This window comes from Paenibacillus plantarum, assembly GCF_013141695.1.
Classification (GTDB): Bacteria; Bacillota; Bacilli; order Paenibacillales; family NBRC-103111; genus Paenibacillus_E; species Paenibacillus_E plantarum.
In genome coordinates, this window is the sequence record NZ_WHNY01000026.1 from 14,745 (window position 1) to 27,841 (window position 13,097).

The 13,097-nt window shown below is 45.3% G+C and carries 12 protein-coding genes; 3 read left to right on the forward strand and 9 right to left on the reverse strand.

What is annotated here, in order from left to right:
• Positions 1-11: 11 nt before the first annotated feature.
• Positions 12-644: an SGNH/GDSL hydrolase family protein gene (locus GC096_RS07155; protein ID WP_171629559.1), complete on the reverse strand. Its 633-nt coding sequence runs from the start codon at positions 642-644 to the stop codon at positions 12-14.
• 242 nt (positions 645-886) lie between these two features.
• Between GC096_RS07155 and GC096_RS07160 the strand changes: the two genes are divergently transcribed.
• Positions 887-2,203: a spore germination protein gene (locus GC096_RS07160; protein WP_171629560.1), complete on the forward strand. Its 1,317-nt coding sequence runs from the start codon at positions 887-889 to the stop codon at positions 2,201-2,203.
• Between the two features lie 89 nt (positions 2,204-2,292).
• On the opposite strand, the gene GC096_RS07165 is transcribed toward GC096_RS07160, so the two are convergent.
• From GC096_RS07165 to GC096_RS07195, 7 genes are all read right to left on the reverse strand, one after another.
• Positions 2,293-2,463: an aspartyl-phosphate phosphatase Spo0E family protein gene (locus GC096_RS07165; protein WP_171629561.1), complete on the reverse strand. Its 171-nt coding sequence runs from the start codon at positions 2,461-2,463 to the stop codon at positions 2,293-2,295.
• Positions 2,464-2,591: 128 nt separating this feature from the next.
• The gene (locus GC096_RS07170) at positions 2,592-3,389 is read right to left on the reverse strand and encodes a polysaccharide deacetylase family protein (protein ID WP_171629562.1); all 798 of its coding nucleotides are present in this window, start codon (positions 3,387-3,389) and stop codon (positions 2,592-2,594) included.
• Positions 3,390-3,463: 74 nt separating this feature from the next.
• On the reverse strand, positions 3,464-4,534 hold the full coding sequence (locus GC096_RS07175) for a dihydrodipicolinate synthase family protein (protein WP_171629563.1): 1,071 nt from the start codon (positions 4,532-4,534) through the stop codon (positions 3,464-3,466).
• A gap of 2 nt (positions 4,535-4,536) precedes the next feature.
• Positions 4,537-5,553 (reverse strand): NAD-dependent epimerase/dehydratase family protein, encoded by a 1,017-nt coding sequence (locus GC096_RS07180; protein WP_171629564.1) that lies wholly within the window; start codon positions 5,551-5,553, stop codon positions 4,537-4,539.
• 496 nt (positions 5,554-6,049) lie between these two features.
• Positions 6,050-7,402, reverse strand: a complete 1,353-nt coding sequence (locus GC096_RS07185) for a hypothetical protein (protein WP_171629565.1) — start codon at positions 7,400-7,402, stop codon at positions 6,050-6,052.
• Between the two features lie 428 nt (positions 7,403-7,830).
• Positions 7,831-8,730 carry a ribokinase gene (rbsK, locus tag GC096_RS07190; RefSeq protein ID WP_171629566.1) on the reverse strand — a complete coding sequence of 300 codons (900 nt, stop codon included), beginning with the start codon at positions 8,728-8,730 and terminating at the stop codon, positions 7,831-7,833.
• A gap of 119 nt (positions 8,731-8,849) precedes the next feature.
• Positions 8,850-9,767 carry a nucleoside hydrolase gene (locus GC096_RS07195; RefSeq protein WP_171629567.1) on the reverse strand — a complete coding sequence of 306 codons (918 nt, stop codon included), beginning with the start codon at positions 9,765-9,767 and terminating at the stop codon, positions 8,850-8,852.
• A gap of 169 nt (positions 9,768-9,936) precedes the next feature.
• Between GC096_RS07195 and GC096_RS07200 the strand changes: the two genes are divergently transcribed.
• Complete coding sequence (locus GC096_RS07200; RefSeq protein ID WP_171629568.1) at positions 9,937-10,683, forward strand: helix-turn-helix transcriptional regulator; 747 nt, start codon at positions 9,937-9,939, stop codon at positions 10,681-10,683.
• Between the two features lie 25 nt (positions 10,684-10,708).
• Positions 10,709-11,635, forward strand: a complete 927-nt coding sequence (locus GC096_RS07205; protein WP_171629569.1) for an AraC family transcriptional regulator — start codon at positions 10,709-10,711, stop codon at positions 11,633-11,635.
• A 540-nt stretch (positions 11,636-12,175) separates the two neighbouring features.
• On the opposite strand, the gene GC096_RS07210 is transcribed toward GC096_RS07205, so the two are convergent.
• Entirely contained in the window at positions 12,176-13,084 is a 909-nt protein-coding gene (locus GC096_RS07210) for a fumarylacetoacetate hydrolase family protein (protein WP_246302624.1), read from the reverse strand.
• Positions 13,085-13,097 lie beyond the last annotated feature (13 nt).

Consider the following 13,097-nt stretch of genomic DNA (forward strand, 5'->3'; position numbering starts at 1 on the left):
AACCATAAATATTACTCTGCTGCCCCGACTGCCTTCAGCCATGCATTGGCAATTAATGCATGTCCAGCAGCTGATGGATGTACGCCATCTGGTGCCCAGAAAGCGCTGTCAGCTTGTGTTGACGCTTGTGCAAATAACCCATCCAAGCATAATAAACGCGCGCCGAATTCTCTTGCTAATTCACGCACAGCGGTAATCTTCGGATCCAAATCTTCTCTCCATAGCTTGCGATCTTCCGGCACGGGTAGTACAAAAGGCTCGATAAGAAGCAATTTCGCTCCTGTGCTTGCTGTTTGATCCAAAAGTTGACGATATCCCTCTTTGAACTTTTCGGTCGAAGTCCCATCATTGCGATCAAATCTGCGCCACGTATCATTGATGCCAATATAAATCGAAACGAGATTAGGTTTCAAGTCTAAACAATCTTCTTGCCACCGCCCCTGAAGATCAGGCACACGATTGCCAGATATTCCACGGTTTATGAATTTAACTTGTTTCTCTGGATATTTCGCTGAAAATTGAGCAGCTGTCATAAGTGCGTAGCCTTTGCCTAAATCATTGCCATTCTCACGAACACGTCCAGCATCTGTAATACTATCCCCTTGAAATAGTACGATATCTCCTTGCTCCAACCATACTGCCATTCGAACGAATCCTCCTTTGATTTACCACTTCTGCTTCTGCTTACTTACAAATAATTTCCTCACAAATTATACCATGTCCTAAGAAGCGAGTGTACAACTAATATCAACGAAAGATGTGATGCATTTTACGAAAATGCGTTTAAATAATGACAAATTTGGACAAAAAGATACGTATTACCAAATTAAACGACGATGCCGTCCGCTTCGGACACGTGTGTATATTTGGACAAGGAGTCTTGCTGATGGATGCCATGTCTACGGTCTCACCCACATACATCTCTGACCAGCTTGAAGATAACCTGCGTGAACTCAACCACATTTATCATAAGTGTCACGATATTCACATTCACACATTCAACATCGGTCAAACAACCAAAGCCTTAGTTATATATGTGGAAGGCCTAGTTGATCATGAACTTTTGAATAAAGATGTCCTCGCACCATTAATTAACGAACCTGAAGCCGATTGGAACTACACGGTCAAGGATTTATCTGCTCTAGTCTCTATCTCGAATATCACTGAACATACGCGTATGGACGAGTTAATTTCCAACTTATCTTCCGGATGTGTCGGACTATTCATTCAAGGCGTCTCGTCTTGCTTCGCCCTAGGCTTGGCCAAATGGGAGAAACGCGCAATTATCGAGCCAAGTGCTGAATCCGTCGTACGAGGACCTCGCGAAGGTTTTACAGAAACGCTCACGATCAATACCTCCATGCTTCGCAGAAAAATCAAGAGTCCAGCTATGAAAATGATCGCTTACACCATTGGCACCCACACGCAGACTACCGTTATTGCCGTATACATGGAGGGCATCGCGAGAGAATCACTTATCGAGGAAGTAAACGAGCGAATTAGTGATATACAAATCGACGGAATTTTGGAGAGCGGCTACATTGAGGGTCTGATTGAAGATAGTCCTTTTTCGCCATTCCCGCAAATTCAAGTAACCGAGCGACCTGATGTGGTCTGCGCTGCGCTTCTGGAAGGCAAAGTCTCGATCCTTGTAGACGGCACTCCCTTTGCATTGATTGCTCCTGCGACACTCTTTTCCATGCTGCAATCTCCAGAAGATTACTACCAACGGTTTCTCATCGGTACATTGATAAGATGGATGCGCTATGTATTTTTCCTTACAACTCTTTTATTGCCGTCGCTATATATCGCAATATTAACGTTTCATCAAGAAATGGTGCCGACATCGCTATTACTGAGCATAGCAAGATCCCGTGAAGACATTCCGTTTCCCGCTTTAGTTGAAGCCTTACTAATGGAAATCTCATTTGAAGCGTTGCGTGAGGCGGGAGTTAGACTCCCTAAACAAGTCGGTGCTGCTGTCAGTATCGTAGGTGCGCTCTTCATTGGGCAAGCTGCAACATCAGCCGGTCTTGTTTCTGCACCAATGGTTATGGTCGTCGCCATTACAGGGGTTGCCTCCTTCATGATGCCGCAGTACGCAACGGGTATTGCCCTTCGTATGCTGCGCTTCCCCATCATGTTTTTGTCCGGCATCCACAAAAAATCGCTGTACCTTTCATTTTCCCTATCCATATGCTAGGTATTCCTCTACTACTCTGGGGAATTTCTTCGCTTAAAAACAAAAAAAACCGAGAAGCACACCCGTAAGTGTGAACTCGGTCAACCTATTTAAGCGATCGTTCGAAAAAAAAGAAGTTGATAATAGGTATTCAACAGTTCATCCAACTCGATAGAAAGTTTCAATACCGTTTCAGACAATAGGCCGTATGTTTGACTAGCAAGATTCAGTTCATTACGCAATGCCTCAATCTTTTCTTCCAACTCATATCGATGTCCCATATTGATCCCTCCGATTTCGAAATTCCTACTGTGGATAACTCACACGTTTTGTTACCTTTATCATAATCGATGATTGTTAAGAAACTATTAGCAAACTATACGAATTTACGAAATTTTACAGAAAATTGTTAAATTTCGACCACTTGACCTGCTGGAATTTCCACTGGTTCGCCTTCAACACTGAGCCATACCGTGATAGCCGAAGGATTATGGATGATTTGACAATTAACAGAGAACCGCAGGTTGTCAAGCGCTTTCATATAGGCCACAATTTCAGCATTGGTTGCAAACCAAATGTCGGATCGTCCTTTTACTTTCTCGCCAAATTGCTCAAGGATCTCCCAGTTGTTATCGTTCTCAAACTCATAACTGTGTCCCCATACATAGAATAAGGCCAAGCGTGAATGTCTTTGTTCTAATTGTACGAACGTATCCGCAAACTCAAGCATGTTCTTATGGTGACACGTAGGATGCCACTCCAAGAAATCTTTCGGCATTTGAAATCCGCCGTGGCTAGCAACCGTCCGTGCATACTCAATCCCTAGTGTTGGAAGCGCCTGGATGACACGATCTGAGTAGCTTCCAAAAGGGTAGCTCATGCCACGCACAGGATAGCTAACTAAAGATTCCAATGCTTCGCGATCTTGCGAGAGTTCACGAACAATTTGATCCATTGGTGACTGCTCTAAAAAAGGATGATCAATGGTATGAGCAGATACCTCATGACCTTCGAACAAGGATGCTACCTCAGATGCCTCAATATAGCCTTCTTTTCCCAAGAAACTACTGTTCAAATGAAAAGTTCCCTTGATCCCATACTCATTCAATATACGCACGAGCCTGCGATCATGTTCCCTCCCATCATCATAACTTAGCGTTAAAGCTTTGGTAACACCTTGTGGAAACCGATCAAATCGAATGCGCATAGAATTCCCTCCCAGAATATGACTATTACATTATTTTAATGTAACAGAATCTTCTCCAGTGGGCTATCATTTCCTTACTCAGCTAACCAATTCGATAGATTCGCTTTCACAAAAGCATCATCATTCAAATGTGGATAATCTTTGTACATGCGGTCGATTTCTTCCGATTGTCCTGGGGACAATTCTTCATGCGGATTCAAACACCAAGTTCCTTTCAACAGCCCTTGTCTACGGAGCACTTCATGAATACCCGGGATGCATCCAGCGAAACCATTGGCGGGATCGAAGAATGCTGCGTTCGTTTCGGTTACTTCGATATTACGAGTGAGCCATTCCGATGCCAGTGCGGGGTTCATTCTTATTCCCTTGATTTCGTCTAACAGCTCCACCGCTTTTTGCGTCCATACTGCCCAATGACCAAGTAAACCACCAACAATTCTTTTCTCTATGTTCTTACCCTCGAATTGGAATTTATAAACAGTTAGAAGATCAGTAATAATGTTATCATCATTCCCTGTATAGAGGGCAATCTCATCGCGGCGCTCCGAATAGCAGACAGCACGCACCACATCAATCGTTTGATAGCGATTGAAGGGAGCCATTTTGATTGCGACAATGCCTGGAATATTCGCGAATTGCTTCCAGAAGTCGAAGCTGTATACCTTGCCTCCAACTGATGGCTGAAGATAGAAGCCGATGACAGGCATTTTCTCGGCAATACGAGCTGTACGTTCCAAGATTTGTGCTTCTGTCCAGCCAGTCAAGCCTCCCATCGATAATAACGCAGCATCATAGCCCAGCGAGATTGAAATATCTGTCTCTTTCTCCGCTTGTTCGGTAGGACCGCAAATGCCTGCAACCTTGATAAATGGTCGCGTGAGTCCTGCAAGCTCCACTTCTTCAGCAGCCATACGAAGTACTTTCTCGTACAAATTATATTTCGGATCGCGGATTTCAAATTGTGTGGAATGCACACCAACAGCAATACCACCAGAACCTGCAGCCATATAGTAACGAGTTAATGCGCGTTGACTTTGCTCATCCAGCTGGCGATCTGCGGTTAAGGCAAGTGGATGTGCTGGAATGACGAGCCCATCATGCAGCGCTACCCGTTGCTCATTACTTAATTCCCTACGTTGCGTCATAGTTAGAATTTCCCCTCTCGCTCTTGGAAATGAGTAGGTTTATTAATCATACTGCCCCCATGCTCGATCCACTCCGCAACCCAATCCAGCATCTGGAGAAGTGATACGCGCGGGTATCCAAATAGCTGCATACTCTTCGCCGCGTTGCTGAGCAATGCCGTTTCTGACTCTTGCCCTTTGAAGATAGGCTCAATACCCAGTCTTTGCCCCAGCTGCTGTGCCGCATATTTCACGGATACGGTCTCTGGCCCCGTCACATTCAAGAAATTCGCTGGACTCTGTGTCGCCAACAAAGATCGGATCGCGATTTCATTCGCATCCCCTTGCCAAATACAATTGAAATGCCCCATGGAAAGATCGATGGCGCGTCCTTCCTTCAAGGACTTCGCAATTTCCAGTAGAACGCCATAGCGCAAATCAATGGCATAATTCAAACGGTAGATCAAAACTGGCGTTCCATTCTTGTGACTATAGTGCTCGAACATCCGCTCGCGGCCAAGACACGACTGTCCGTATTCGCCGATTGGAGCTGGACTAATGGCTTCATGCGCCCCGCCATACGTAACCGGTGTGAACGGATATACATTACCTGTTGAGAATACGACGATACGGGACTTGCTAAATTTCTCAGCTACGCGACCTGGCAGGTAGGCATTCATCACCCAAGTGAAATGCTCCTTACCCGTAGTTCCAAACTTCGTGCCAGCCATGTAAATCACATTAGGAACATCTGGCAATGCCTGAAGAGCCTCATCATTTAACAGGTCGCAAGCAATTGTTTCTACCCCAAAGGATTGTAGTTCTTCCTGCAGACCAGCTTCGGAGAATCTCGAAACGCCGTACACCTTTTTATCCACACCTGCTGCCCGAATGGCATTCATCGCTAGCCTAGCTAGACTCGGTCCCATTTTCCCACCGACACCCAGAAGCATAATATCTCCCTCTAATTCCTGCATAAACTGTATTAAAGCAGGTGATGGTGCTGACATGACTTTATCCAAATCTTCTAATGTTCTCATTCTCGTAATCTCCTCACATCATGATCTATATTTAAGCTTCCTGACTGTAGTATACGGACTCTCAAACATAAAAGACAAATCTTTATATTGTCTTTTAATAAGCGGAACTCGGGAGAGCGGCGCTAGGGTGAGCGGGAGAGCATACCATTAACTGTAAAATATACAGCTAATTATGCGTAATTTCCTTGAAAACCAGATTTAACTGTAAAACATGTAGTTAAAACTGCCTCATTTGTTCCGATCAGCTAAAATCCACAAAATTAACTGTATGTTTTCCAGCTATTCTGCGTTTTATCAAGCTATCCCGAAATTTAGCTGGAGAAAATCCATCTATTCGCTTGGTGCTCAAGCCACACATCATCTCGCCATTAATAGATAAGGGGTAAGAATCGCCTCCCCCAAGTCCTTTAAACAAATACAATCTTACATGTTCTAAAAAGAAAGAAACCGCTCCATGTGGCTGAAGTCAGCGCTGGAACGGTTTATCTTCTAAAGCTTAGACTCTGCTGGGATCAGCCGCCAAATTCTCCAGAAAGTGAAGCCGAAACGTTTGTTTCGGTCTTCCTTTTGGCACCTTCACATAGCCTACACTGGAAATCAAGTTGTGATCCATCCATTGCAGCAAGAGCCGATGCGTACTTCTGACAGTTACGCCAAGGATACTCGCTAACTCATGCACTTCGTAATCCAGCTTGCTTGTCCGTGCCACAGTCGTCATGAGGCGACTCAAATACGTCGATGTCATCCCGGCATCTTCTGCACTCTTCAGCAACTCAGGATCTGTCATCGACAAGTCTCTGCTGAGGGGGTCAGCCATCTCCAGAGGGCCAATTAACGTCTTGTCCTCCCGCACGATGAAGCAGGTATTGCCTCCGGCTTCTTTGCATCTGCGCAGCGCAAGGCGAGCATGCGTACCCGCTTCATTTGCACTGCGACCGAAGCCGATACCCATACTAAGAGAGAGACCCAGTGATTTCCAAACTTCCCGTGCAAGCGGAACCGATTTATAGCCAACCGTTTCGCGTTCGAAAATCCCCCGTGTCGTAAAAAACAAATACTCATCAGCGCCAAGATGTGTTAAATAACCATCCAACGACTCCACATAGTCGATCAGTTTTCTATGAACTTCCAGCTTGAAGCGCTGAATATCATGCTCTGTACTTTGCTGCTGCAGCTTTTTGCCGAATTCATCCACATTGATCATGCCAACTAGGATCTGCGCTTCTTTGCTGCGCCGTGTTTCCGTCGAGAGGAGTGCACGTTCCAATGCCACTGTTATGTTCTGATCAGTCGGTGTAATCCACTCACACGGAATCCCCTGCTTGTTAAGCGCGTCAGCGACCTGAATATCTGTGGTTAGCGCCGCTTTCGTTGCTCCCCTGAGGAAGGCCTCCTCATGGAATTGCGTCATCATCTCCACTTGCGGGTACGGTACGCCATCATAGATTAGAAAGCTAGCAGGTGTTTCACCGATTTCTTTGACATGCCTACTTAACGTTGAAGATGTAAAAGAATCAATACTAAAAATCGCATCCACCTCATGAAGCTGCGGCTTACTGCGTAGCCGATACAACGCACTAAATAGCCCGGTATCAGTCAACGGGATCATATGAACAGGCAAGTGCGTGAGCACATTCTCTTTTACACGTCGATAGAGTGTCGGGCCTGTTACTAGCAGCACTTCAACCTCTAACAGCAGCTGCTCGGCAATCTCTGACGCCGTTTCGGCCGAACATGCGCGTGCGATAGGCTCGAAGGACGGGAAGGACGTCGCAATCACACTCAATACTTTATTCACAAGAGCCTCTGGCCCTAATATCCCAATGGCAATTCGATTCGGAATATCCATGTGTGACGGCTCCTTTGCATCATCAATATGATCAAGTATACCGCTGTTCATGAATAAAAGACAAATCGTTATTGTGTCTTTAAATTGAAATCATGACATAGGCAAGACGATTTCAATGTGGAATACCCCCCCCCCCCGCAGCCAATAGTCCGAAATTACCGAACTAAACTCTCAGTCCGCATCATGAAATCAACTTTAGTCCTAAATAACCCAACTAATTCGCTGCAAACACCCCTTTCACATGAAAAAAAGAGAAATAGTTCGGCAGAATCGGACTATTGCTCCTTTTGGGAGAGGAATCCTCCGTTTAATTCGGAAAAATCGGACTAAAGTGGCGATTAGCGCACCACCTATGTCCCTTCTGATCCGTTCACCTGACTAAAGCAAAAAGCCCGGCCGTGAGAATCACGTGCCGAGCCTCCTATTGACTAGCTTAATTCCGCAAGCAGCGGCATTCCCGCTTGTGCACCAAAGCGCGTCACTGACAACGAGGCCGCCTTAACAGCAATCGTCGCTGCTTCAAGCACCTCTTTGCCTTGAGCAAGAGCGACGGTGAAAGCTGCGTTACACGCATCTCCTGCACCCGTGGTATCCACAACTTGGACGCGAGGTGCTGGAATCGTGGTCAGGTTCCCCGATACCAGCATAGCTACGCCTTTCTCACCTCGCGTGAGCAACAACCGAGGTCCCGTAGCTTCCCATTGCTGCATGCCAGCCAGCAGCTCAAGCTCGTTCGCATAAGCAGCCCCGCTGAGCAGCTCAAATTCTGTTTCATTCGGTGTGATGAAATCAACGAGCTGCAGCAACTCAGTTGGCAGTTCAACCGCTGGCGCAGGATTGAGCACGGTGCGAACGCCAGCTCCGCGCGCAATCTCAAGCGCTGCCTGCACGGCAGGCAGCGGAATCTCGAGCTGCACCAGCAAAGCATCCGCTTCTTGAATGAGCTGGGCATGCTGATGAACTTGCTCAGGCGTTACTTTGCCATTCGCTCCTGACACAATGACGATGCAATTGTCATCCTTGGTATGTAAGATGGTTGCCGTGCCCGTGGAACAATCGTCTCTGCGAACAATGGCCTCTGTGTGAATGCCATGAGCGGTCATTTGGGCTAGCAACGCATCCCCGAAACCGTCTTGGCCCACCGCCCCGATCATGGCAACTTGGGCTCCTAGCTTCGCACATCCGACAGCTTGATTAGCCCCTTTGCCTCCAGGGATCGTATGCAGCTCATCCCCTTGCAAAGTTTCACCAATCTTAGGCATTCGGCTCATGGATACGACTAAATCCATATTTAAGCTGCCTACAACAGCAATGCGTACTGTCTTCATGCAGTTAGACCCCTTCTTCTATTAAAATGTATACAAAGTTTCCTTATAGGTTCGTTCAACTGGGTAGGAATTCCTTTTTTTTGCCGAGAATCAACTTAATCGTAATATGCCATCAACAACTAGTTTGAGCCGCTCAGCTTCTGGAAAAAATCTCGAAATACGTGATTACGATCAATATAATGAACATAGCGAATGAGATGCCGTGATTGATCCTGGCTCCATCTAGCCTCATCGGATACGATCGGACTGGATAAAAGTACACTCGGTGTGCTTCGTTCATTCACAAGATAGGCAATCGTTGAAATATCCCAAATGACACGAGAGTAAGCGAAATGATCAGGATGAACTTGTCGGAAAGTCTCATACAAATACTCACCAATCACACCAGTTTCCTTCACATAATCTTTCATCTCGGATAACGTTGTTTGTAGATGCGAGGCAACGCCCATACAAGGAATTAATACGAGTGGCACACCGCTATTCAAAATAATTCGTACTGCCGGAATATCTTGCTCCAAATTAAATTCCCGCGTATGTTGCCAGTGGAGCGCATGCCCTCCTAACCAAACGACAACGATGTTCTCGATAATGCGCGGTTCCATAAGAATGGCGGAAGCCACGTTCGTTATGGCGCCAATCGCGACAACGTACAAGGGATCCTCCGGCGAGGAAGCCAATGCACGTTCGACCAAATTGCGGGCTGCATCGCTCTCCACCGGAGTTTCCGGATCTGGTAGATAAGCCTCAGACCCTTTGTAAATAGGAATGTCTGTGCGCCCCATCAGATTTAGAATTTTGTGCAGCTCGTGATAACTCTTCTCCATGCCATCCTTCGGCCCAGTCGACAGCTCATTAAAGAAAGGTGCTGCATAGAAAGCTTCCACTTGAAGTCTTTCTGGCGATTTCAAAGCATACACAACAGCGAACTGGTCATCAATTTCATTGAAGGTATCCGTATCGAGCACCATTCTTATCTTGCCGGTTCGTGAATTCAATCGTTCCATTCGTTGTTCTTCCGTTATTAGTGGATATTGCATAGGACAACTCCTCATCTTTTATATCATCAATTGGCTTACATATTTACTCTACAATTGAGAATATACAGATATTCTACCTAAATTCATGGTATATTTTTATCATAGATCGGCTTACTTTTTATACGATTCGGCTATCTATGATATATTTCAAGTGGAAGGATCATCTGCGATGAATGGACATTTGGATTTTCTTTTTCGAACAACAAGGCCTCAGAATGGGATGATTCATTCTCATAAACACCAGTGCTATGAATTGGTTTATTACATACAAGGAAGTGGCTCAACTCGAGTTGGAGAGCACACTCACCTCTTTCACAATGACACCTTCACGTTAATTAAGCCACATACGCTGCATGACGAGAAACATACGACGGACAGTGAAGTTCTATTTGTCGGATTTCAAGCGGAGCTAGGCAAATATCCCCTTCGAGAAGGTTTATATGTCGACCAATCGGAAGGAGCGATTCTTGCCTTGCTACAAAAAATGATCATTGAAATGCAGAATAAACGCTCTTTCTATACGGCTAAGCTGAATCATCTAGTTGGCGAATTAATTATTGAACTCCTCCGTTATGATGAATTCACTACCTCCGAGCCATCTGTTGATAAGGTCATTTATGCCAAAAACTACATCGATGAGAATGTCAGTCTGAAGATCAGTGTTGACCTATTAGCAGATTTGGTTGGCTACAGCTATGATCGATTCCGTCATCTATTTAAAGAAGAATATGGTCTTTCACCTATGCAATACGTGATGTCCAAGCGCTTCGAACTGGCCAAACGACTGTTGAAACAAACGGATCTCTCCATTTCCGCCGTTTCTAATGAGAGTGGTTTCTCCAACGATACACAGTTCTGCTCGCTTTTTAAGAAAGAAACAGGTCTCTCTCCCCGCCGATATCGCCTGCAACAATGAACATGAAGGAGCTGCATGAACCCTTATGTCTCTACAGCCTTATTTTGAGCAAAATAAAAACCAAAGTGGTTTAACCGATATCGACAGACCCTTCTATGTGGGGTGCCAAATCACGCTTCATGAGGGTTACCAGATTGCTTCGCACTGGCATTATCATATGGAAATCATTTATATTGCATCTGGTAAAGCCTCGATTACAGTAGGCAATCATAGCTTTGAAGCTGAACAAGGTGCGTTCATTCTCATCCATCCTTGTGAGGTGCATAGCGTCACGGTTTCACCTCTTCAACCCTCCAAGCATTATGTCATCGGATTCGATCCTGACATGTTAAGTCCCATGCCGCAGCTGGCCTTTGAGCTCCAGTATTATTTACCATATACGGCGACGTTTCATGGTTTGACGACTTGGCTTACACCAGCAGTACAAGACACGCTAGTCCTCCAAACGCTCATTGAGGAGATGTACTCGGAGTACCAATCGAAAGCTTTCGGTTTCGAGCTTGCTGTTTCGTCCTCAATATTTAAGTTGATTCTATGGTTGCTGCGCTATCAGCGAACACGTCTTTCCCCTACTTTTACCGATGACGCAGGTGAAGATACGAATAAGATGGCCGCATTCCGCCAGCTCCTAGTGTCCATCAACGAAGATAGCGGACTCACGATGACAGCAGAGGAAGCAGCCAAGCTGTGCCTGATGAGCTATAGTCGATTCGCGAGCTTTTTCAAAGGGGTCATGCATACCTCATTCACCCAATATGTCCTGTTTATCAAAATACGAAGAGCCGAGCAATTACTGCTCGACCCGACGAAAAGTATCACGCAAATCACCTTGGAAACGGGCTTTAATCATACCAGCTATTTCATTAAACAATTCAAGCGCATCAAAGGTGTCTCTCCTAAACGTTATCGTAAAGAACGATTGCAGGTTACATATGAACACCTTGAAGGATAAGCTCTCTTATTCCCACGTCATCTCTGCACGAGCAAGCAAATCTTTCAATACCGACAGTAGAACAGCCCCTTTGCGTTAAAATGCAGGAGGTTATCAGATCAGCCACATAGATGGAAATAATACAGTTAAATCCGCCATAATTCACCTTTTAAATGGATTAGATGGAAAATATGTAGTTATATTCATACGTTTTCAGCTAAAGTAGGCGATACACGAAAATTAACTACTCTTTTTCCATCTATTTGTAAATCCCAGCCGTAAATCATGAAAATAGCTGTACATTTTCCAGTTAAACGAGGCACGCAGCCTTTTCAGCATCTTCACTGCACGCCAGAAAAATCTCCATCGGTTTCTTCCTAAAGAATTCCGATCCTGATGAATCCAGCCTTCTTGTGGCAACGTCTTCCCCCTATCTCGTATAAATGGAAAATACCCCGTGTGCAAACGGATCTGATTCATTTTTCTCCTTTCGCTGAAACAAAAAAGACAACCCGCAGGCTGCCTTTTCTTCTCACTAAGCGGTATTCATTTAGTATAGAGCTATACCTGCTCATCCACCATACGATTCGTTAGTGCACCTAATTTCTCAATTTCAATCGTTACCACATCGCCATGCTTCAAATAAACACGCTGATCTACCGGCTTACCGAGCACAACACCCTCAGGCGTTCCTGTCAATATAATATCTCCAGGCGACAACGTCATATGCTGGGAAATATAGCTGACGATTTCATCACAGTGGAAAATCATGTCCGATGTATGCGAACTCTGTCTTGTCTCGCCATTCACCGTGCAAGTGATAGTCAACTGATTCGGATCACCAACTTCATCCGCCGTTACCAAATACGGACCCAGTGGACTGAATTTATCACAGGATTTCCCCAGCAGCCATTGTTGTGTACGCATTTGCAAATCACGTGCCGATAAATCATTCACGTTGCAATATCCAAACACATGGCTTAATGCCTGCTCCTTGGACACATATTTCGCCTGTTTCCCGATGACGATAACAAGCTCAGCTTCATAATCAACCTGACTTGTGACACGATTCGGAAGCGGAATATCATCGCCAGGTGCGGCAATCGTATTATTGAACTTGTTGAACAAAATCGGATACTGAGGAATGGCCGCATTCGTTTCTTCAGCGTGCTTGCGATAGTTCAAGCCTACGCATATAATTTTACCCGGATTGGTGACACAGGGACCGTAGCTTACTTGAGATTCATCTAACAGGTAGGCACTTTTCGCCGTCGCCCCTTCAAGAACTCTTGCTATATAACGTTCAAGCCCAGGAATCACCGTTTCAGAGTTCGCAATGACCGACATGATGTCAGTTGGAATTCCGTCCTCAGGGAACGCTTTCAATGCTGCTGTAATATCGAATACGTTGTTGTCCAACTTCACACCAAGATGTCTACTACCGGAGTGGTCAATCGTAACTAGTTTCAAAATGAACATCCTC